We start from the raw sequence: 22279 nt of genomic DNA, 5'->3' as shown, positions 1-22279 counted from the left end.
TGTTTTTACCTCCTTAGTATGTACTTTCGTGTATCCCTTGTAATAGTTCCTGTCCTGGTACAGGACAGGAACTTTATAAGAAGTGCATCCTAATTTTATATTTATTTTGGTTGTTGGTTTGTGGTATGATGATGTGGGAAGAAACAAAAACTTCAGCTGGAATGGAAAATACCCGGAGGTTCCAAAAATGTCATTTCAACTGAATATTTTTTCCGAAGCTAACCCCTAATTAAATCAAAATTAACCTCTATGTCCATGCGTTTATTTAGAAGTACCTCAACAGTAATACTGGCTTTTTTTTCAGTATTCCAACTTGTGATTGCACAAGATCGTAAACCCGATCCAATATTTGAGAACCCAAATGTGCAGGCAGAAAACAGGCTCCCTATGCGTGCTGCTTATTTTCCTTATGAAAACAAAGAATTAGCCCAAGAGAGGAACAAAGAAGCTTCTAACCGTTTTCTTGACCTAAACGGAACCTGGAAATTTTTTTGGACCGAACATTATAATAATCTTCCCGATAATTTTGAGGCTGTAGATTTTGACGATTCGGGCTGGGACGATTTTAAGGTGCCGGCAAACTGGGAATTTAATGGCTATGGAACACCAATCTATGTGAACCACCCTTTTGAATTTGCCGTTAAGAATCCAAATCCGCCTTTTATTGAAAATGAAAAAAATCCTGCAGGTATTTACCGCAGGGAGATAGAACTCCCTGAAAACTGGAGTGATATGCCGGTATTTATCCATTTGGGAGCTGTAAAATCGGCTTTTAGACTCTATGTCAATGGCGAGTATGTGGGCTTAGGTGAAGATAGTAAACTGGAATCTGAATATGAACTTACCAATTTTGTTAAACCTGGTAAGAACCAGATTACTATAGAAGTGCGTCGCTGGAGTGACGGCAGTTACCTGGAGGCGCAAGATTTTTGGCGCATTAGTGGGATTCAAAGAAATGTCTATTTATACGCCCGTCCAAAAGTGCATTTTTACGACCTCTTTGTTAAAAGTGGATTAACCAATAATTATACTGACGGAGAGTTTTCAGTAGACCTGGAGCTTTGGAACCATACTGATGAAGATCAGGGAGAAAATACAGTAGTAGTTAAACTTTTTGACGCTTCTCACAATGAAATTTATAAAGCTGAACAAAAGACAATTGGTCTTAAGCGGAAGCTTGGAAAAACAGTGCTTCAGTTCAAAGAATTAATTCCGAATGTACACCATTGGTCGGCTGAAACACCAAATTTGTATACTCTCGAATTAACACTTTTAGATTCCGAAGGAAAGGTGAAGGAGGTGATTCACACCAATGTTGGTTTTAAATCTTATGAAATAGACGGATATCAGTTTTTAGTCAACGGTAAATCTGTTTGGTTTAAAGGCGTAAACCGCCACGAATCTCACCCAGAAACTGCTCATGTAATGACACGGGAGCAGATGCGCGAAGACATTCGTATTATGAAAGAGCTCAACATGAATGCGGTGAGACTTTCTCATTATCCAAATGATCCTTACTGGTACGAGTTGTGCGACAAATACGGATTTTATGTTATTGATGAAGCCAATATTGAATCCCACGGGATGTATTACGAACCTGAAAGCACTTTAGGTAACGATCCTGAATGGGAGCATGCCCACATGTTGCGAATCAAAAGAATGGTAGAGCGGGATAAAAACCATCCTTCGATTGTTGCCTGGAGCCTTGGAAACGAGGCAGGGAATGGGTATAATTTTTATAAAGCCTATAACTGGCTTAAAGGCTTTGATCCTACCAGGCCGGTGCAATACGAACGTTCTACTACCGAGTGGAATACCGATATCATTGTACCTCAATACCCTCACCCGGCGTCTATGGAGCGTTGGGCACAAAGCAACCCCGATCGCCCATACATTATGAGTGAATATGCTCACGCAATGGGAAATAGCCTTGGTAACTTTAAAGAGTACTGGGAGGTTATAGAAAAATACCCTCAACTACAGGGAGGATATATTTGGGATTGGGTAGACCAGGGAATTTACAAAGAGGTAGATGGAAAAAAGGTGTTTGGCTATGGCGGCGACTGGGGGCCTGAAGGTACTCCAAGTGATAACAACTTTTTAATAAATGGAGTTATTATGCCCGATCGTAGCTGGAATCCACACGCGTATGAGGTGCGCAAGGTATACCAGGAAGTAGGTTTCAGTTTAACTGAAGATAAAGAGAAAGTAGAGATCTTCAATAAATATTTCTTCCGGGATCTTTCTAATTATGAATTCTCTGTAGAATTACTCAAAAATGGAGAAGTGGTAAAATCTGAAAAATTAGGAAGTTTTTCTATAGCTCCAAGAAATACAGTTGCAGTAGAGCTTCCTTTTAGTGTGCCTACAGATACGACAGCAGAATACAGGTTGCATTTTACCGGTATACTTGCTCAGGAAGAAGGTTTTGTAGCCCCCGGTACTCTTTTAGCCGAAGCCGAGTTTGCTGTTACTCCTCCTGTTTCTGAAAACCAGGTTTTAGAAGCTGTAGATTTTAAAGTTGAAGAAAAAGGTGACCTGGTAAGCTTTTCAAAAGGTTCTTTTTCAATTAGTTTTAATAAAACAACCGGAAGGTTTTCAGATTATAAATACAAAAGGGATGTTCTGATAGAAAAAGGTCCGCAATTAAGCCTTTTTAGACCCCTGGTTGATAACGACTTTGGTGGCGGACTAAACAGGAAGCTTGATTATCTAAAGCAGCCTGAACTTGAAGTTGTAGAGTTTACGCATGGTAAAAATGCAGAAGGTGCCACTCAGGTTAAAGTTATTTATGACGTGTTACAGGGAGATGCCAAATTGACCCAGGTTACTACCATCTTCGATGATGGCGTACTCAAGGTGGATAATAATTTTGAAGCCGTGAAAGGAAATCATGAAATGTTGTTAAAATTCGGGAATGAGTTATTGCTTCCGAAGAAATTTGACACTTTTAAATGGTATGGTCGTGGCCCATGGGAGAGTTATGAAGACCGAAAATTTAGCGCCATGGTTGGCATCTACAAAGGAAGTGTAGAAGAGCAATACCATCCTTATATAAGGCCACAGGAATCTGGCAATAAAACAGATGTGCGTTGGGCCGAGATCTCAAATGGACGTAATACAGGTATTAAAGTAGGTTTTACTGAAGACCTGCTAAATGTTTCGGCTTTACCTTACTCTAAGGAACAACTGTATCCTTCTTCAGAAAAAGGACAGGAAAATTCCAGACTCTTGAAAAAAGGGGAACATACCTACCTGGATATTGATTTAAAACAAATGGGTGTTGCTGGTATTAACAGCTGGGGAAGTTTAGCCTTAGAAAAATACCGTATGCCCTTTAAAAATTACAGTTACAGCTATATTATTAAGCCGCTGTAAATTTTTGGTTGAGCAGTAGTGCAGCCTGTCAGATTTTGACCTTACCTAAATCTGGCAGGCTTCTTTATGTTTAAAAAAAAAAAGGAGCTACTTATTAATGAATATTGAATCCGCATCTTCTAAGTGTCTCAAGGAATAGGACACAATTCCGCTCATGGTCAAGATCAGCCTTTATTTACTGGCTGAACAGGAGAATATATAGGCTTAATCCTCCACAAAATTTGAAGGTTATGGAGGTTATGTAGAGGAATTCTTCAGGTGAAAAATGCCATTTTTGACAAGCTTTTTTGGGTACATCAGGCCTTCTAAAAGGAATTGATTACAAGCTTTGCTTTCTCTATTACTTCGGAAGCAGTGGTTTGGTCAAAGTTGTTATTACTGAAAAGATGCAGGATTTCCTCCAATTCTTTTAGAGCCTTTTGATTATTGGTATTTCTGAATTCTTCTTTCAAAATCAGAATTTTTTCATACGCCTGAATGCCTGCAAGGAGTTTTTCAAATCTTATGGAAGTCCTTCCACCGGGATAAACAAAATAGGTGTCTCCCGCAGCCCAGGTAGTAAACCTGCTGTCTAGTAAAGGTTCTTTAACCCAGCTGGCATAAGCCCAACGCAGGTATCCATCAAGACCTTGTGAAGCTGCATACCAGCCATACCATTCGCTCTCGGCCGGCGGACTAAAAGTAAAACTGTTGGGAGCAGCATGTGCACAACTGGTATAAAAAGTACTAATCTTGCTATTGTTTTTACGCTCCTCCTTAACTTCCTGGGGAAATGACTCTTCCATAGAAAGACAGTAGTCATCAATTTCTTCATATAATTCTGGATGGTTTCCACCTGCAAATGAAATCTTGAAATTTGCATCGGCTGCTTTAATGACCTTTATGGTTTCCTGCATCACTTCCATAGGGCGCTCGTCCATAGAAATATAGGTTTTGTGAAACCAGCCTTTTTCTTTGAGATGGGCGGCAAATGAGGTGAGCATTGCGCCCCACATTTCTTCATATTCTTTTTCCCCGGGTTCCGTTTCTACAATTTTCATAGAATTACTGGCTTCATCAAAATATTCAAAGGATAACCGCCATGGCACCATGGAATAGCAGTTAATTTGTTTATCTACGCCCATTTTTATTATGAACTCTACCCACTTATCAAAAGCGGTAAAGCCAAATTCCCATTGCCCATTTATTTTCCGCTTCCAGGTCACCATAGATTGAAAGGGGTCATAGGTTTGTCCGTTCCAGGGTTTATTCATAATAGAGGCAGTAATAGATTTTCCTCCGGCATTGGCGTAATGCTGAATATCTTTTTCCATAGCTTCAAAATGAGCCTTACTCCACAGTTCGGTTTGATAGTAACGTGCAGCAGCGTAAGGGTTTTGCCAAAGATCGAGGTGAAAACGCCATTTTTGAGGGGTTGGTATTTTTCGGTCTTTGACGTTAATCTCAATTCTCAGTTTTTTTATGACTTTTTTGCCATCCAGTACTTTTAAGGTTCCTGTATAGCTTCCGGGAAAAGCATTTTGAGGGATCCATATTTTCACCCATCCGGGACGGGTCGAATTTTTAGGAATTAAAAGGCTTTTAGTGAGATGATCTATAGGGTCGGCCACAAGGGTAGAATCAAAATCTTTAGCGTTTCGGTGACCGCATGCTCCTTTTTTATCTTTATTGAGTTCATCGGTCATTACATAGCGCACAAACCCTGTAGAAATAGTTCTCTGTTCTATTCTCCACTTTTTATTACTGTTATGCACTAAATCGCTCACTTCAAAGGAAAGTTCTAAAGGAGATTTAACTGCCGAAACCACGAATTGGGCAGATACCCGCTCACCCTTCCAGCCGGTCATCTCAACCTTATTGGAAATATCCCCGACCCTGGCTGGTTCCTCTTTTTTGTAGCGAGTATCAGTGTTTCCCCAGCCTATTACATTTTGACGCTTATTCTGCCACAAATGCACCGGAGTAGGAATGGGGTTCGATATTTCAGAGTAAGTCTCTGGAAATTCATCCTGTCCTGTTATTTTATCGGAAAAATTTTGATCTACAGGATTTTGAGCCCACATTGGAGCATCCAGGAAGAAAAATGCAAATACCAAAAAAACTGACTTGATGATGTTCATAACAAGAATTTAGACTTCTGTAAAAGAAATATAAGTTGAGGTGGTAACTTAAACCAGTGATATTAAAAAAGTGTTATCGACTCAGTTTAAACACTAATGTTTCGTGGGATTGAACTTGGAAATTTAATTTGTCAGTTTTTCTGTAATCTTTTTTGCTCCATACATCCAGCAGTTTATATTTTCCGTCCAGACCTAAACTGCTCAGGTTTTCTTTAAATCTTTGTTTTTTTTCAGAAGTATTTAAGATACCAACCGCATAATTTCCATCGGTTAAAGGTTTCACGAAAACCTGCCAGTTGTCTTTATTAATTACTCTTTTGCCCTGTTTGCCCAATGGATCCTGATCTATGGCAATTATATCTTTATTAGTTAGAATTCTCCGGGTTTCTTCATCCATATTTCTCACGTCATTGCTTATCATCAATGGGGCAGCTATAAGAGACCACAAACTCATTTGGCTTTGATATTCGGTATTTGTGGCACCATGACCACCCTGATCTCCAGAAGGGCCACTTTTGCCATGAAGCCCCACCACAAGCATATCTGGGTCATTCCATCCTCCCGGACCGGCATATTCATCCAGTTCGGCATTGATTTCCAGAATATCAAGTATTCCATAACCAATACTTTCTTCATGAAGGTTGGTGCCTTCGGGAGCGTTTGCACTCCATTTATCCCGAATATCATAAGTGGTTCGCCACAACTGTCCGCCAGCCTCTTTAGCCCATAGCCAAGGCTCCCGCTGTCCCCATTCACATACAGAAAACACGATCTGCCGCCCAGAATTTTGCAAAGCATCAGCCATTTTAGAGTACCTTTTCTCTGCAGTTTTTCTATCGGTTGGGGCACCACAGTAGTCGTATTTTAAATAGTCTACATCCCAGGATGCAAAAGTTTTGGCGTCTTGTTCTTCAAACCCCAGACTGGCTGTGTACCCGGCACAGGTAAGTTGTGCCGCATCGGAATAGATACCAAGTTTCATTCCCTTGCTGTGAAGGTATTTTGCCAGAGCTTTAATTCCTGAAGGAAATTTTTCAGGATCGGGAATTATATTGTTTCTTTTATCGCGACCTCCCTGCCAGCCGTCATCAATAAAAATGTACTCATAACCCAGCTCTACAAGACCTTCCTCTACCATAGCATCGGCCATAGATTTGATGTCTTGTTCATTAATATCATCTCCAAAATAATTCCAGGTCATAAATCCCATGGGGGGAGTAGGAGCCAACAGGGAGTCCTGGGCACTTGAAAACAATGAGAAACAGAGTGCAAGCAGTAGAATTAGGGGTTTAGGCGTCATAGTAATTGTGTTAAGAAGGTTAAATACAGGTTATTCAGTTTTTAGAATACGATTTACAATTTAGTATAAAGCCAAATTTTTCAGTCTCGAAAGTATAAGCTTTTAATTTTGAGTTATATAATTCATTATTAGATAAATTCGTAATCGAATAATTTACCTTTTGTTGTGATAGCTACTAAAAATTTAATTATTTAAAGGAAAGATGTTGATTAGGATCTACGGAAGATTTTCAAATTTTATTTGAGGAGCAGAACCATTTTCCTTGCGGCTAAACTCTGTTTCAACTTGAGTAAAATCGTTGAAAAATCCACAGTTCTTCAAATAATAACCTTCATCGATTTCACCACCTGCATAATCCAGCCGGTCTTTTTGGTTAGCCGTGGCATCGGCTGTAAAGATAGCCTTGGTGAGTTCTATCCAGCCCTTGTCTTTATCATAGATCCACTGGTTTTTATAATGAGCTTTTCGAGCAGTATCACCGGTGGCAGGCACAAAATTTTCTAAGAAAGAATATAAATTACCAAGGTAATTACTTGCCTTGGGTCTTTTAAAACTGGCGATAAGCTCCCACTGGTCTTTTTCAGGTGTGTAAAAATAGGCGGTATAGACAGTATGATCGGGACCGGCAGGTTCGCCTTTTAATAGGAAACGGTAGGTTGTTCCTGCTTTCCACATATAGCGTTTAAAACTTTGCCCGCCTGAACCTTCGTTGCCGAATTCGCCCGTATTCACTCCGTCGCCTTTTTTAAGTAATACGATTTTCTGGTCTTCGGGGATCTCAGCAGGATCTTGCGTGTCGTAAGGGCTCCATACCGAGAAAAGAATGCGGCGTTCGCTCTCAGAATTTACCTGTATGCCAAAATAGCCGTGAGAAAATCCGTTTGCCATATAATAGGAGCCAATTACATCTTCGCCTTCGGGGACTTCTATTTCGTTATAAAAATATAGTGTTTTTTCACTTTTCTCCGGAATAGGGTAGCGGAGGTGTACAGAGGGACCCCGACGCCCAAAATGGAAATTGTCTATTACAAAATTCACATCGCCTTCTGCAGCATTTCCGGCTAATAAGACTTCATTTATATCCACAGAAACATCTGGATCTGGCTGTAATATTTCCAAAATAAGTTCCTGGTATCCAGACTGGTTGATTGGATACTCTCCCAGGTAAACATCACCAAAAATGTCATTTTTGAGAGGTATTTTCTTACTTATACCATTTAAAGTAGCCTTTAAAATAACTTTTTCAGAAGAGGTCTTTAAGTGTAAGCCCACACTTAGTTCGCCTTGCCCTGAAATCCTGAAGTAGGTCTTTAGAGGTTCGCTGCCGTTCCAGTTTCGGATTCCTTCTTTTGTTATAGTTTGATGATCGTGCTGTTCATTGTGGGAAATCCATGAATTTTCTCCTGCGGGAATGCGTTGTGTATACTGTACCGATGCTTCTTTAGAAGACTCCTTATTTTCACAGGAAATCAGGAGAATATTTAATAGAACGATTACTAAAAGCTGGAATTTTTTCATTGTAAAGACGATTATTAGATTATTCAGAAGAAATTGAAATTAATGACTCCAATTCATTTTAGAGACCCAATGGGTGGTCAAAAAGGTCTTTTTTCTTCAAGCTGTTTTACTTTAATATTTTGGATGACACCCTGAAAGACTGATTCTACTGAGGAGCCAAAGAATTCTAAAGGAATCAAGGTTTGGATATTCTTACTTCCAATTAATTTTCCATCAGCGTATAAAGTGGTTTTGCCTTTTTCACCCAATATTCTCAAATGAGTTGTTTTGTCGATAGGAATATTATGTTCAAAAATTATCACATTTGGTTTATGAGAGGTTAGCGGGGTATCTCCTTCTGTTTGATTTGCCCGAACAATGGCAATACCTCTTTTTGTGTATGAGGTGTCATTTTCCTTAAAAGTATATTCCAAATCTGTATAAACTGTGGCCAATTGTGAAGATAACAGTGCTTCTTTACCGGGAGAGGAGCTTGTTCTTTTAAGGGTAATTTCTGCAGACCAGGGATATTCTAAATTCTTTAATGTTGTGCAAGTCTCTTTTTTTGAACTTCCGGATAAATCAATTTTATTTTTGCTGAGTATGATATTTTCATTCGTGAAATACCGTGACAGGATCGAAGTGTTCGGAATTTTTATTAAAGCTGTTGCTTTACTATTAAATTCTTCTACCGAGTCGTAGGCTTTTGTCCCCCACATTTTTTCAGAAAAAACAAATATGGATGGCAGCACGAGTCGTGCAATTTCAGAAATATTGTATCCTGTGGGGCCAAAGTCATTCCAGATATGTAATTTACTTCCCAGGAGATTTTGATCACCTTGCGACAGGTTTTGTTCCTTTTTATTACTAAAGATGAGAGGGCTCCATTCTTCATAAATAAATTTATTGTTCACCCCGTAATAAGGAGCTCCGGGAACTATGTAGGAGAAATAGTGGGAAGAATTAATTAAACTATATCCTTCCTGGGATTTATCTTTGGCAGCACTGGTTTCCCACATGTCTATGATCACATCATTGTCTATTGTTGTGTTACCTGGCATATTTTCAAATCCGGACCAGATTCGGGCATTTTTTCCGTGTTTTTTGACAACTGTATTAAAGTGATTTATATATTTTAGGAATGTGTCTCCAATTTTAAATTTGAGGGAGTCGTCTTTTATGCTGTTAATACGATACTCATCTGTACCTAGATGAAAATCGGGAGCGTTAAAATGAGGAATAACTTCTGCCAGGATTTCTTCCATAAATTCGTACGTATCTTCATTAGTAATATCCAGGTAATTTGGACTTAGCCAAGGGCTCTTAAGATCGGGTCGTATATTTGTAAAGGCCAGGGAATGCCCAGGGGAATCTATCTCTGGTGTAATCGTAATACCGTAAGAGGCTGCAAAATCCTGAAGTTCCTCAATCTCTTCCCAGCTATAATAGCCATCTTTTGCTGTGAGTTCGGGATATTTTTTGCTTTCCAGGCGGTATGCACTGTAACCTCCCCAGGAATTATCACTAAGATGTAAATGAAGTTCATTCATCTTTACCCAGGCCATAATCCTAATAAAATCCTTCAATTCATCTACAGTAAAAAACTTGCGGGCCACATCAATCATCAACATACGTTTTTCGTAAGTTGGGAAGTCGATAATTGTGCCGGCTGAAAGTTTACCATTTTGGTTAGCCTGAGAGAATAACTGCAGCAATGTTCTGGTGGCGTGAACCAGGCCATTGTATGAGTCGGCTTTTATAGCGGTATTCATACCCAGTTTTATGTGGTAAGCATCCTTTTGAGCATTAATATCAAAATACGCTGTGTCAAATTCCAAATTTAGAACAGAATCACCCGGAGCATCTATAAGGGGAATTCCAAGATCTATCAGTTCAAGTTTAAATCTGTTTAACAGTATTTGTTCTTTATCATTAATATTAGAAGGGAATTTTACATGTATTGCTTTAAAGTGTATTTGACTTCCCGTGGGATTCCACTGTTGGGGTGCAGGAATGATATTTATGGAATTTTGGGCAAGAACACAGAAGTGGAGTAATGCAACAATAAAGGTTAGAGTTAATTTTTTCATGAAAATCGGGGGAGGAGTTATACAATTAGCTACAGCCTGATAAAGGATCTGAGCAACAGAAACAAAAATATAGTAAAAGCCCTGCGGAAATTTCAGCAGGGCATTACAATAGAGGCTAAAATTCAAATAGTTAAATAGTGTATATTTTGTTTCTTCTAAATATTTAAATAAATGACAAGTTTTAATATCCTGTATTATTCGGTTTTAAATTAGGATTTTTATCAATTGCCCCCTGTGGAATAGGTAAGAGATAGTTTTTAGGAGCTTGAAATTGACGGTTCTCAATTAAGTTTGCAGGGAGGTTCAAAGATACATTATGGTCCCCATTTGGTTGTGTGGATTCGAGAACTGTTCCTCTTTTCACACCGATTAAATCTCCATTAAGAACATCACCGGCAATTTCCCAGCGTATGATATCATCTCTACGTAATCCTTCCATAGCAAATTCCACGCGACGTTCATTTCTCACCAATTTTCTTAAACTTTCTTGAGATGAATATTTAGCTCTGTCTACTGCAGGCATATTTGCTCTTAACCGTACTTTATCTATGGCTTCATATAGTTCATTGTCTATTTGTCCTAACTCTACCTTCGCTTCAGCAATGGTTAAAAGCACTTCGGCATATCTAAAAATATAAATATCATTACCCATATTCCAATACGGTGAACCTGGATCTAAATCCATAAAAGTTGTATACTTTTTAAAATTATAACCAGTTTTAGAAGCATTGTCGGCTGTGCTGTAGTAGTCATTACTGCCTTCTTCTATAGATAGGTACACCTGGTTTGCAAAAACCTGACCTGGATAAACAATCGTTGCTCTCAATCTTGGATCCCTGTTTTTATATGGATTGGAGGGATCATACTCTCCTGTTTCCCTGGCTTCTTCGATGGTTTTCCCGTCAGTCATTTCAAAGGCATCTACTAATGATTGTGTAGGAACTACTGAAGACCAGCCCCCAAGTCCATTGGGTAAAAACGGAGTAAAATCCATAGCATAAAAGTCTGCAGTGTGCTGTACCGATAAAATCACTTCGCTGTTTTGTTCATTTGCCGGATCAAAAAGACCTTCAAAAGTTGGGTTTAATGAATAGCCAGATATCTCTTTAGCAGTTGTCAAAGCTTTGCTGTACTCTTTAAAGTAGAGGTAATATCTCATAAGCAATGCTTGAGCTGCGCCCTTTGTAGCTTTACCATATTCTCCTCCGGGATAAGATTCTGGGAGTACTCCAATTACATCCTTTAATTCGTCTTCAATAAATTTGCGGATGATCTCCCGGGAATCTCGTGGAACTTTAGCTTCTTCGGGAGTGGCAAAGTTTTCGGTAATCAAAGGTACATCGCCATAATTCGTAGTAAGTACATAGTAATTATATGCTCTAATAAAACGTACCTGAGCTTTATAAATGGCCCTTTTTTCTTCTGAGACTTCAGTTGCTTTATCTACATTTTCAAGAAATTCATTACTTCGGTTTATGGTTCCAAAATTATAATATGAAGCCCCCGGGTCTGCTGCAGAAACATTTCCATTACCTATATTGGTCCAGCCTTCCCATGGGAAATTATTATATGCGTTATCTGAGCCTGCATCACGGTACATCAGGGAACCTCCACTTTCAAATCCATTATATATTCCCGTGAGTGCCAGCTCTAAATCTTTTTCATTTTTCCAGAAAGTGGAAGGGGAGAGAGCGTCATTTGGTGCTGTTTCTAAAAATGAATCGTCACAAGCACTTAACGTAACTACTATTCCCAGTAAGTATATTATTTTTCTCATATTTTTTAAATTAAAAAGTTAAGTTCAATCCTACCGAATTAGTCATTACGACTGGATAGCTGCTACCACGTCCTGATGGTGCTTCTGGATCCCATCCTTTGAGATAATTTGTAACTGTAAAGAGATTTTGGGCACTGTAATACACTCTAAGGCGTGAGATATTCCAGCTTTCTAAAATATTTTGGGGAATGTTATATCCAATTTGAAGGTTTTTCATCCTCAAATAATCTGTGCTCCTCAACCAGTAACTTGTTGTTGAGTTTTGTGGCATACTAGGGCCATATATTCCATCTACGAGTCGTGGTACACTAGTGTTGGTATTAGTTGGTGTCCATCTATCTAACCAAATGGCAGATGGTTTTTGGGCATCGCCGTTAACGGCTCCAATAGCATCAAAATCCATATAGCCATAAGCACCTGTTGCACCTTGGAAGAGGGCTAATAAATCAAAGTTTTTATATCCCAAGTTTAAATTAAAACCAAAATTGAAATTTGGTGTAGAGTTACCTAATAGCACCCGGTCATCGGCATTTACTTCGCCATCTCCATTGGTGTCAACATATCTTAAATCACCTGGCTTTATCTGGTTGCCATATATTGTATTGGTGGGATAATTATCAATACCTGCCTGACTTTGGTGTAAACCATCTGTTTTATAGCCGTACCAGGCATCCAGAGATTTTCCTAATTGGCGAATTTGGCGTCCACTAATAATTTGATCGGTTCCTGCCAGTTGAACCAATTCATTTTTATTGTAGGCCAGGTTTGCTCCAAAGCCAAAATCAAGGTCTCCAAATGTATCCCTGTAATTCAGGGTAGCTTCTATCCCTTTATTGTCAAGTTTTCCAACGTTATCGAAGAAGTTATTTAAAGCAAATTCATTAGGCGCCGGCACTTGCATAATAATACCTTCGGTAAGTTTTTTATACACATCTACAGTTAGATCTAGCCTGTTAAATATTCGTGTGTCAAGCCCTAAACCATAACTGGTAGTTTTTTCCCAGATCAAGGCTTCGTTTTTTGCATTTATCACGGCAGCACCAGGAGTTATGGTGCTATTAAATGGGTAGTCGGCACCTAATCCTAAGGTAGGAATTGTTGGGTAATAGTCATCTAAGGCATCCTGGTTACCCAGCTGGCCCCATGAGGCTCTAAGTTTTAAATCATTAAATATGCTTTTGGCGTTTTCAAAAAATGCTTCTTCTGAAATTCTCCATCCTGCCGAAAAGGAGGGGAAAACTCCCACTCTGTTGTCTTCAGCAAATCTGGAGGAAGCATCAGCGCGTACATTAGCCTCAAGTAAGTAACGTCCATCAAAATCATAATTTATTCGGCCAAACCATGATACCATATTTAAATCTCTTGTATAGCCTGAGTTCTTCATTCCATTGGTAGACCCTGCATCTAAATTGGGGAGTTCGGTACTTGGGAAGTTTTCACGGTAGGCGGTAGTTCTTTTATAATTAAAAGATTCGGCATGATAACCAGCTAATACCGCTACATTATGTACTTCATTTAGCGTACTAAAATAATTGGCTGTTAAATCTAATGTGTTTCGTGTGCTCGAGCTTAAATCTTCAAGTAATTTTGTAGGCCCGTGATATTTCGAAGGGTTGTATTGAATCTCTTTATTCATTTCTGAATTATCAGATTCAACATTTCTATGAGAAACTAACGCTTTTACATTAAGGCCTTTCATTAAATCAACTTGAACTGATCCAATACCTACAAATGTTTTTCTAAGGTAATTTATTTGTGGGCCCATATCCAGCCAGGCTATTGGGTTACCATCTGAAATTGTACCGTAAGTTCCATCTTCATTTTTATAAGGAATCCAGGGGGCAATTCTATTAGCTTGTCTTATTATTTGGTCTATACCACCTCCTACATACGCATTATTTGGTTGTTCACGATCCATCTGAGTGTAGGATAGATTCATATTTGTAGTAAGCCATTTCTTGGGGGTAAGAGTTAAATTAAGCCTCCCGTTATATTCGTTCTTTCCAGTATGTTTAATTATACCTTCTTGTTTTTGATGATTTATTGATGCCCGATATCTAGTGAAATCTGAACCTCCGGATATTCCAAAGTTATTGGTCATTACAAATCCTGAGCCTTGATAGAGCAGGTCTTGCCAATCTGTATCTGGATGTCCGAAAGGATCTGAACCATTACGGAATAATTCCAAATCTTCTTCACTGAATTTTGCTGCTTTTCCGCTATTTTCTAACGCTTCATTGTAAAGAGTGGCATAATCATAAGATCCTAAATAATCTGGAAGTTTAGTTGGAGACTGCCAACCAATATCACTTGAAAAATTGACGGTGGGCTCACCATATTTACCGGTTTTTGTGGTTATCAAAATCACTCCATTCGCAGCTTTTGACCCGTAAATAGCCGCTGAGGCTGCGTCTTTTAATACCGAAATACTCGCAATATCATTGCTTTGTACATCATTTAAGGAGCCTTCCACCCCATCAATCAAAACCATTGGGGAGGCCTGGTTTAAGGTGCCTGTTCCACGAATTCTTATAGTCCCGCCATCAGCTCCTGGCATTCCTGAAGATTGCCTTACAGAGACTCCCGGCAGAAGACCCGAAAGGCCTGCAGAAACGCTCGTTATAGCTCTGCTTTCAAGCATATCTCCGTCTACAGAAGCAACAGATCCGGTAAGATTTACCTTTTTCTGGGTGCCATAACCCACCACTACAACTTCATCTAAAGCAGCGGCACCTTGCTGGAGCGCGATATCGATTTCGCTTTTGTTGTTAATATTAATTTCCTGAGTGGTGTAGCCTAAGTATGAAATTACTAAAGTTGCGTTGGCGGGAGCCTCAAGGACAAAATTCCCATCAAAATCTGTCATGGTGCCATTAGTAGTACCTTTTTCAATGATGTTGACACCTGGAATGGGGATTCCTGAATCATTGTCTACGACTTTTCCGCTTACTTCTACTGTAGTTTGTCCCAACATAATGATGGAGAAAAGTAGAAAATAAGTGGTTATTACGATTTTTTTCATAAGTCTGGTAGGGTTGTTTTTGGTTAGTTTTAAGAAGTTCAACAGAAATTAAATAGTAAACGAAAGAATTTATTCTTCGATAACTTCTGCTAAGTTATATTTTTGCGTATTAATTCCAAACAAAATATTAATAATTATTTATGGAATTATGAATGTTTTGCTGTTTGTGAATGTATATTTTGTAACGTATGCCTTATGATATAGGGGTTTTGCCTCAATTTTGAAAATTTTTTTTAAAATTGTAAAATTGGAGGTGTATATAAATTAATTCAAATTCGGAAGTATTAATTAGCTAAATAATAGCTAAACGAATGTTTCTAATTTCCGAAATATTTCATTGTCTTTTGTAAAGACAAATTTTTTCATAGTTTTAGTTGAACATTTAAATTGTCAACTTTATCACCCATCTTAAAACAGAATTTGTGAATATATACACGCAACAGGAAATTACAGGGCAGCCCGAAATATGGCGGTTAACCTTTGAATTGATTCAGCAGAGATCGAAGGAAATAAATGAATATTTACAGCCTATTTTGGCAAAAAAAGGAATTGCAGGTTCTCCTGGCTGGTGCTGGGGGGAATAAAGTTTCTTTGGCTTTCGCTTTGCAGCTTTAAAATAGGAACTTTTTAGTTATTGTTAAGTTGTTTTTCTATCCAATTCAAAATATAATCTAATATTTTATCGTTTGCCATATCCAAACTTTGGAAGGTGACGAAAAGTTTTCTCTGATCTTTTTTATACCACTTCAGCTTTAACTTGGTCAACCATAGATTTTTGTATGATCTAAAATATGTTAGTTGTGAATAATTCCGATAATGATAAGTATCATTTTGAATTTCCAGATGCTCAGATAAGGAAGATAAAATAAATTGATTTTCATTTCTAAACCTGTGCTGGATGTTTTCTCTTAATACAGAATCTTGTTTAAAAAAGTTAACAAGAGTTGACTTTCTAACACTAACCGGAGTGTGGAAACGTCTAACATACTTATCCATTTGAGCTAATCTGGCGCTATTTTGTTGTAATCTCTTAAACCCCGTATTTTTCTTCTTTATGGGAATGTTCAAAAGATTCAACACAGCATGGTATTTTTTTCTTAATACCCTGTTCTCATTAAACTGTTGCCATTCACCTCTTATAATGGGTTCTCCATCAATAAAAAAATCATCTACTGATGTTTCTTTCATTATGAAAGTATCATCATTGAAAATAATAAAGTGCTCAGATAAGTTGGGTATCTTAAATAACATAGAGATAATGGAGCACGAGTTGAAAGTGGGTAGATATTCTTCAAAACCCCTAAAAATAACTTTGTGATCAACAAGTTCAAGGTTTACTCCATTCTTTAGAGCAAGTGATTGCAGGGAATCAAAGGACTCAGGCGACTGATTATCGGTTACCAGGAAAATATTCTTAATAAAAGGAGCAAATTTAATTATCGATTTAATTGCAATGTCTATTTCTCCAATTGAATTATATCTTTTAAGGTGGTTTTTAGAAGAGAAATTAATTTTAGATTCAGAATAAGTATTAATCTTTTCCTGCCAATTTCTATCATTTCCATTCACCCACGTGATAACGGCATCAACTTGAATATTTTCTACAGGTTTTGTCATTCAGTAAGAGTTTAATCAGAGATTTTTATTTCAGGAAGTTAATTTTGAGAAATAAATAATACCAAAATTATGGATAATCTTTATAGATCATGGTTATAGGTATACTAAAATCATGAAAATCACAATAATAGTAAAAAAAGTATAATTAGTTGGTGTTATTTAATGGTTGGGGGTCTCCGATATGTTTTAAGTGGAAAATAACTAAGCTTTCTTCGTTCTTTAAATTTCCTTATAAGGTTCCAGGGTTTCGGCTTAAGTTCTGTTTTGTCTGCGTGAAGAAATTCCAGGCAAGCATCAATTAGTCTTTTGCTGGATATTCCATCCTTATACGGATGCACTCTCTGATTAAATTCCTTGATGTTTTCCAGAAGTTGTACTTGTGGGTCGAGAGCTTCGGTAAGTGCAACTTCCACATCCCTTACTTCAGTAACATTAATGAGCTGTGGTCCGGGTTTAGAATTTCTAAAGGTAACCACCGGTTTTTCCTGCAGTAAGAACTCTGTAATAACCGAGGTAGAATCTGCAAGCAACACATCTGCTTCCTTAAAAAGAGGAATTAGGTTAGTGGTTTCATAATAGGTGAGATTTTCATTCTGAATTTCCCGAAATTTATTAACGATTTCTTCAGGCAATTTTGGATGCAGTACTACCTTAAACTCCCATTCTCCCCTTTTTGAAAGTCGCGTAATTTCTTTGACCACATCATCATTATAGGCGAGGCTAAGTCGTTCGGTAAATGTTGAGGCAACCAGAATACACGGTTTTTCCCTGGGTTCATCATGTACAGGAAAAAGAGGATCCAGTTTGGGCCAACCTGTCTCGCGTACCTCGAAGTGTTTGTGTTTTTTTTGCAGTTCTAAAAATATTTGAGTGGTTGAAGGCCCGTGTGTACAGTAAAGATCAAAGAAACCTCTTATCCTGAAATGTCCTTTTTTAAAGTTTCTTTTGCTGGTTTCAAAGCCATGAAACACCTGAACTTTTAGCCCTGGAATAAAATCGGCAATGGTATTAGTGATACTTAGAACCACGTGAGGTTGATAATCCATAACCTCTTTAATGTTATCAAGTGCTTGTTTTTCACTGCTGATTTTTTCTCGGGTCTCTTCCCGGTCGGCAAACCATTTTACCTCATATCCACGTGCTAAAATTTCTTTCTCCAGTGGCTCTCCAATAGGGAATGCGTATGAATAGCTAATGTAGATTAGGAAGCGATAATTCATAGGTCGAGGTTTTTAAGAAAGGATTCCAGCTTTGGTTGAATTAATTCAGGTCTAAACACTTTATAGTATTTCAGGTTTTTTGCCCTAATTTCCTTTTCTTTTTTATTCTGAAAAAGGCTGGGCTCATAGTCTTCCAGATGAACAGAAACTTTATCTCTGTCATCACAGTAAATTCCCCAGTAATTCTTTTTTATAGAAGGGGAATGTATAGAAAAAGTAGGGACTGCCAGTGCTTTGGCAATATTAGCTGCTCCACCTTCATTTCCTATGAAAATATCACAGTTGGCACAATTTGAAATATAATCTGCCAGTTCCCTGGCGTATAGGTTGAAAAATATCCTGGACCTGGTGGTTTCAGAGCATAGGTTATAGATAGCAATAGCTTCTTTTTCCTGTGATGGTGAATAATTAAATAAAATCTGACTATCCTTTACCTGGTTAGCCACGGTATCGAGAAGTTTGGACATATAAGCAGGAGGATAGCTCTTGTTGCCGGAGCTTCCTAAAATCCCACACATAATAAGAGGATTACTATGACAAATTCCGCCTTGTTCAAGATGAGTAGCGGCTTTTTCTTTCTGAAGCTTTTCCAGGTATATTTTTGGACGGGAATGCATAGGAAAATCCGTATGAAAGGCCTGTAAAAACTGCATTCTGTTTTCTATAGCCAGCCCGGCACAGGTAGACGGATTTTTTATATTCTGAAAGGTTTGTGAGTAAAAAGGACTGGTATATTTCTTATGATAACTCAGCCTGCAGCTAGCTCCCGATAATAAGGAAATTATTCCTGTACTTATCTTGGAATATATATCGATGACATGGGTGTATTCTTCTTGCCTGATGCGATTAACAAACTGCAGAAACCTGAAGGGGTTCTTATTAAGCCCCGAATTATAAATAATGAATTTGTCAATAAAAGGATTGTTCTCAACAACCGGTAAAGTGTGAGGCTGAATGAGGTAATGAAGTTCTGCTTTTGGGAACTTCTTGTGAAGGGCTTCAAATAAGATTGAGGATGTAAGTACATCCCCAATCATTTTTTGCTGTATGATCAATACCTTCATTTAACTAATCCCTCCAAAGGAGAGAATTCCTTTACTTACACAGACCGAATATGTTCTTTCCAACAGAATGAAAAAGTGAGCTATACAGCCACATTGTGTTCTCTTAGTGCATCGTTAAGAGAAGTTTTTTTGTTGGTGCTTTCTTTTCTTTTCCCAATGATCAGGGCACATGGCACCTGGTATTCTCCTGCAGGGAACTTTTTTGTGTAGCTTCCGGGTATTACCACCGAACGGGCAGGTACAATACCTTTCATCTCTACAGGTTCATCGCCGGTAACATCAATAATTTTTGTAGAGGCGGTAAGAACTACATTGGCACCCAAAACAGCTTCTTTTTCGACCTTTACACCTTCAACCACGATACTTCTGGATCCTAAAAAGGCATTATCTTCGATAATTACCGGTGCGGCCTGTAATGGTTCAAGAACGCCTCCAATACCAACGCCGCCACTCAAATGTACGTTTTTTCCAATTTGGGCACAGCTACCTACTGTTGCCCAGGTGTCAACCATAGTGCCTTCATCAACATAAGCTCCAATATTCACATAGCTTGGCATCATGATCACACCGCTTGAAATGTATGCTCCATGGCGGGCTACTGCGTTTGGCACCACTCGTATCCCTTTTTCCTTATATCCTTTTTTAAGGGGGATTTTATCGTGATATTCAAAGATGCCTGCTTCTAAAGTCTCCATTTTCTGAATAGGGAAATACAGCACTACAGCTTTCTTCACCCATTCGTTTACCTGCCATCCTTCGGCTGTGGGTTCGGCAACACGTAGTTTCCCGTTGTCCAAAAGTTCAATTACCTCTCTTATGGCGTTGGTAGTTTCAGATGTATTTAGAAGTTCCCTGTTGTCCCAGGCTTTTTCTATGATGTCTTTTAAATGTTCCATGCTCAGTATTTTTCCTGTTTTAAATCATTTGCACAATCCGGAATCAAATTCCGGTAGAAATATCTGTCAAAAATGGCATTTTTGAAAGGCTTTTTTTGTGCCGGCTTTTAGCGGTGCGAAGGTAATACATTTAACTTGAATTAGCCGAAGCCTTTAGCTGTGTGGCGGGTATTGACTTGTTTTTGGGTTCTCGAATTAAGACGTATCTTTGCAGCTGAATTATGGGAAGGATACTCGCACTTGATTATGGTACCAAACGCACGGGGGTTGCGGTTTCTGATGAGCTAAAAATTATAGCCTCGGGACTCACCACTGTTCCCACAGCTGAACTTTTGACTTTTCTGAAAAAATATTTTTCCGAAGAAAATGTTGAGCTTATTTTGCTGGGTGAACCAAAACAAATGGACAGTACGGCCTCGCAAAGCGAAGTTAATATCCAGGAATTCCTGAAAAAGTTCAGGGAAATTTTTCCCGAAATGAAGCTCGAAAGAGTAGACGAACGTTTTACCTCCAAAATGGCTTTCCAGTCAATGATTGACAGCGGACTTAAAAAGAAGCAAAGGCAAAACAAAGCCCTTGTAGACGAAATAAGCGCGACAATTATTTTGCAAAGCTACCTTTATAAATGATTAAGGGGTAAGGAATAAGGGATAAGAGATAAGAATTAATTTAGAGTTGATATGGAAAGAGACCTTAGAAAACGTTCTAATAATTTTGCACATAAATGTGTTAAACTGGCTCTTTCTTTTCCTAAAGGAGTTCTGCAGGATCATGTACAGAAGCAATTGATAAGGGCATCAACCTCTGTGGCTGCAAATTATCGTGCAGCCAATTTGGGGCAAACAAAACGATCTTTTATTTCTAAATTAAGCATAGTAATAGAAGAAGCTGATGAGTGTATTTTTTGGATTGAATTTCTCGTAGAGGAGAATATTCTAACGGAAGGAACATATGAGCTTGTTTTAGAGGAGGCAAGGCAATTGACTGCAATTTTTATTGCTTCGAGAAAGACTGCTGTTAAGTCGCAGGAGAGATCCTGAGGCACAGAAAAACGATAGAGTTACATTATACAATATACATTATACCTTAGACAATAACATGATACTTCCAATAACCGCTTACGGAGATCCGGTGTTAAGAAAGAAAGCGAAAGATATTTCTGCCGATTATCCTAAACTAAAAGAATTGATTGAAAACATGTGGGAGACAATGTACGGCGCCTATGGCGTAGGGTTGGCTGCACCACAGGTGGGGCTTCCTATTCGTATATTTATGATAGATACTTCCCCGTTTGCCGAAGATGAAGATCTTTCTGAAGAAGAGAGAAAAGAACTGGCTTCTCTTAAAAAAGTGTTCATCAATGCAAAAATCCTTGAGGAAAAAGGAGATGAATGGGCTTTTAATGAAGGTTGTCTCAGCATTCCTGATGTTAGGGAAGATGTCTTTAGAAAACCTGAGATAACTATCGAGTATTTTGATGAAGACTTTAACAAGCACACCCAAAGCTATAAAGGGCTTGCTGCGCGTGTGATTCAGCATGAATACGATCATATCGAAGGAATCCTGTTCACAGATAAGCTAAGTAGTCTCAAAAAGAGGCTTATAAAAGGCAAATTGACCAATATCTCTAAAGGGAAGATACAGGTAGATTACCGCATGAAGTTTGCTGAATTAAAAAAAGGCCGTTAATTATTTTTGATTTCTAGGCAGGAGGTAAGATATTTGCGATCCAAAATTTAAATAAATATGAAGTTAGATAAAGTGTTATCAATTTCGGGAAAACCGGGATTGTATGAACTTAAGGCTCAAACCCGGGGCGGATTTGTAGCCGAATCTATGTTAGACGGAAAAAAAATCTCTGTGAACATGCGCCACAATGTGAGCCTTCTCAGTGAGATTGCCATATATACCTACAGCGAAGAAGTTCCTCTACGTGAGGTATTTCAGAAGATCTATGATAAAGAAAATGGGGGAGAGGCTATAAGTCATAAAGAATCTAAGGCCAAACTGGAAGAATACTTCAGCGAAGTGCTGCCCGATTATGACGAAGACCGCGTTTATATCAGCGATATTAAGAAGATCATTCAGTGGTATAACCTGTTGGTGAGCAAAGGGATTATAAACTTTTCTAAAGGAGACGAAAATGCTTCCGAAGAAAGCTCAGAAACCGAAAAGACTCCAAATGATACAGGCGGCGAAGAAGAATAGCCGCAACAATAAATTTATTCTTGGAGGGTAAATACCCCGAGGCTTGCCTCGCGTGAAAAAAATAGTAATCTTTGAGCGTGAGCTCAAGTA

At 38.5% G+C, this 22279-nt stretch carries 16 protein-coding genes; 6 read left to right on the top strand and 10 right to left on the bottom strand.

Translation table 11 applies throughout. From position 1 onward, the window contains the following. Nucleotides 1-255 precede the first annotated feature (255 nt). Entirely contained in the window at nucleotides 256-3378 is a 3123-nt protein-coding gene (locus OQ279_RS06100; protein WP_266068965.1) for a glycoside hydrolase family 2 TIM barrel-domain containing protein, read from the top strand. A 305-nt stretch (nucleotides 3379-3683) separates the two neighbouring features. Here the strand turns inward: OQ279_RS06100 and OQ279_RS06095 are convergent, their stop codons facing one another. The 6 genes from OQ279_RS06095 to OQ279_RS06070 all read right to left on the bottom strand — a co-directional run bounded on the left by OQ279_RS06095 (nucleotide 3684) and on the right by OQ279_RS06070 (nucleotide 15226). Next, nucleotides 3684-5498 (bottom strand): DUF4091 domain-containing protein, encoded by a 1815-nt coding sequence (locus tag OQ279_RS06095; RefSeq protein WP_266068964.1) that lies wholly within the window; start codon nucleotides 5496-5498, stop codon nucleotides 3684-3686. Between the two features lie 73 nt (nucleotides 5499-5571). After that, nucleotides 5572-6798, bottom strand: coding sequence for a glycoside hydrolase family 27 protein (locus OQ279_RS06090; protein WP_266068963.1), 1227 nt, complete (start codon nucleotides 6796-6798; stop codon nucleotides 5572-5574). A 216-nt stretch (nucleotides 6799-7014) separates the two neighbouring features. Continuing rightward, nucleotides 7015-8316 (bottom strand): DUF3472 domain-containing protein, encoded by a 1302-nt coding sequence (locus OQ279_RS06085; protein ID WP_266068962.1) that lies wholly within the window; start codon nucleotides 8314-8316, stop codon nucleotides 7015-7017. Between the two features lie 77 nt (nucleotides 8317-8393). Continuing rightward, nucleotides 8394-10385 carry a beta-N-acetylhexosaminidase gene (locus OQ279_RS06080; RefSeq protein WP_266068961.1) on the bottom strand — a complete coding sequence of 664 codons (1992 nt, stop codon included), beginning with the start codon at nucleotides 10383-10385 and terminating at the stop codon, nucleotides 8394-8396. 181 nt (nucleotides 10386-10566) lie between these two features. Beyond that, on the bottom strand, nucleotides 10567-12162 hold the full coding sequence (locus OQ279_RS06075; RefSeq protein WP_266068960.1) for a RagB/SusD family nutrient uptake outer membrane protein: 1596 nt from the start codon (nucleotides 12160-12162) through the stop codon (nucleotides 10567-10569). A 10-nt stretch (nucleotides 12163-12172) separates the two neighbouring features. Continuing rightward, complete coding sequence (locus tag OQ279_RS06070) at nucleotides 12173-15226, bottom strand: SusC/RagA family TonB-linked outer membrane protein (RefSeq protein WP_266068958.1); 3054 nt, start codon at nucleotides 15224-15226, stop codon at nucleotides 12173-12175. 380 nt (nucleotides 15227-15606) lie between these two features. On the opposite strand from OQ279_RS06070, the gene OQ279_RS06065 reads away from it, so the two are divergent. Next, entirely contained in the window at nucleotides 15607-15768 is a 162-nt protein-coding gene (locus OQ279_RS06065) for a hypothetical protein (RefSeq protein ID WP_266068957.1), read from the top strand. 43 nt (nucleotides 15769-15811) lie between these two features. Here OQ279_RS06065 and OQ279_RS06060 read toward each other — a convergent pair whose 3' ends face one another. The 4 genes from OQ279_RS06060 to OQ279_RS06045 all read right to left on the bottom strand — a co-directional run bounded on the left by OQ279_RS06060 (nucleotide 15812) and on the right by OQ279_RS06045 (nucleotide 19981). Then, nucleotides 15812-16801, bottom strand: a complete 990-nt coding sequence (locus OQ279_RS06060) for a stealth family protein (RefSeq protein ID WP_266068956.1) — start codon at nucleotides 16799-16801, stop codon at nucleotides 15812-15814. 155 nt (nucleotides 16802-16956) lie between these two features. Beyond that, on the bottom strand, nucleotides 16957-18021 hold the full coding sequence (locus OQ279_RS06055) for a CDP-glycerol glycerophosphotransferase family protein (protein WP_266068955.1): 1065 nt from the start codon (nucleotides 18019-18021) through the stop codon (nucleotides 16957-16959). Continuing rightward, nucleotides 18018-19076: a glycosyltransferase family 9 protein gene (locus OQ279_RS06050; RefSeq protein WP_266068953.1), complete on the bottom strand. Its 1059-nt coding sequence runs from the start codon at nucleotides 19074-19076 to the stop codon at nucleotides 18018-18020. The genes OQ279_RS06055 and OQ279_RS06050 overlap by 4 nt, the downstream gene beginning before the upstream one ends. Nucleotides 19077-19165: 89 nt before the next feature. After that, nucleotides 19166-19981 carry a 2,3,4,5-tetrahydropyridine-2,6-dicarboxylate N-succinyltransferase gene (locus OQ279_RS06045; RefSeq protein WP_266068952.1) on the bottom strand — a complete coding sequence of 272 codons (816 nt, stop codon included), beginning with the start codon at nucleotides 19979-19981 and terminating at the stop codon, nucleotides 19166-19168. A 221-nt stretch (nucleotides 19982-20202) separates the two neighbouring features. On the opposite strand from OQ279_RS06045, the gene ruvX reads away from it, so the two are divergent. Genes ruvX through OQ279_RS06025 form a run of 4 tightly spaced genes read left to right on the top strand, consistent with a single transcriptional unit; the run spans nucleotide 20203 to nucleotide 22189 of the window. Then, nucleotides 20203-20610, top strand: coding sequence for a Holliday junction resolvase RuvX (ruvX, locus tag OQ279_RS06040; RefSeq protein WP_266068951.1), 408 nt, complete (start codon nucleotides 20203-20205; stop codon nucleotides 20608-20610). Between the two features lie 51 nt (nucleotides 20611-20661). Next, nucleotides 20662-21021, top strand: a complete 360-nt coding sequence (locus tag OQ279_RS06035) for a four helix bundle protein (RefSeq protein ID WP_266068949.1) — start codon at nucleotides 20662-20664, stop codon at nucleotides 21019-21021. A gap of 58 nt (nucleotides 21022-21079) precedes the next feature. Continuing rightward, entirely contained in the window at nucleotides 21080-21670 is a 591-nt protein-coding gene (def, locus tag OQ279_RS06030) for a peptide deformylase (RefSeq protein WP_266068948.1), read from the top strand. A gap of 57 nt (nucleotides 21671-21727) precedes the next feature. Beyond that, nucleotides 21728-22189, top strand: a complete 462-nt coding sequence (locus OQ279_RS06025) for a DUF5606 family protein (RefSeq protein ID WP_266068947.1) — start codon at nucleotides 21728-21730, stop codon at nucleotides 22187-22189. Nucleotides 22190-22279 lie beyond the last annotated feature (90 nt).

The organism is Salinimicrobium profundisediminis, from assembly GCF_026241755.1.
Lineage (GTDB): Bacteria > Bacteroidota > Bacteroidia > Flavobacteriales > Flavobacteriaceae > Salinimicrobium > Salinimicrobium profundisediminis.
This window is presented reverse-complemented; position numbering and strand designations above follow the sequence as displayed.

Coding starts and splice junctions, on each gene's coding strand:
- OQ279_RS06090 (WP_266068963.1), bottom strand. CDS start 6,798: ATGACGCCTAAACCCCTAATTCTACTGCTTGCACTCTGTTTCTCATTG.
- def (WP_266068948.1), top strand. CDS start 21,080: ATGATACTTCCAATAACCGCTTACGGAGATCCGGTGTTAAGAAAGAAA.
- OQ279_RS06055 (WP_266068955.1), bottom strand. CDS start 18,021: ATGAATTATCGCTTCCTAATCTACATTAGCTATTCATACGCATTCCCT.
- OQ279_RS06060 (WP_266068956.1), bottom strand. CDS start 16,801: ATGACAAAACCTGTAGAAAATATTCAAGTTGATGCCGTTATCACGTGG.
- OQ279_RS06035 (WP_266068949.1), top strand. CDS start 20,662: ATGGAAAGAGACCTTAGAAAACGTTCTAATAATTTTGCACATAAATGT.
- OQ279_RS06080 (WP_266068961.1), bottom strand. CDS start 10,385: ATGAAAAAATTAACTCTAACCTTTATTGTTGCATTACTCCACTTCTGT.
- OQ279_RS06095 (WP_266068964.1), bottom strand. CDS start 5,498: ATGAACATCATCAAGTCAGTTTTTTTGGTATTTGCATTTTTCTTCCTG.
- OQ279_RS06100 (WP_266068965.1), top strand. CDS start 256: ATGCGTTTATTTAGAAGTACCTCAACAGTAATACTGGCTTTTTTTTCA.
- OQ279_RS06025 (WP_266068947.1), top strand. CDS start 21,728: ATGAAGTTAGATAAAGTGTTATCAATTTCGGGAAAACCGGGATTGTAT.
- OQ279_RS06045 (WP_266068952.1), bottom strand. CDS start 19,981: ATGGAACATTTAAAAGACATCATAGAAAAAGCCTGGGACAACAGGGAA.
- OQ279_RS06075 (WP_266068960.1), bottom strand. CDS start 12,162: ATGAGAAAAATAATATACTTACTGGGAATAGTAGTTACGTTAAGTGCT.
- OQ279_RS06085 (WP_266068962.1), bottom strand. CDS start 8,316: ATGAAAAAATTCCAGCTTTTAGTAATCGTTCTATTAAATATTCTCCTG.
- ruvX (WP_266068951.1), top strand. CDS start 20,203: ATGGGAAGGATACTCGCACTTGATTATGGTACCAAACGCACGGGGGTT.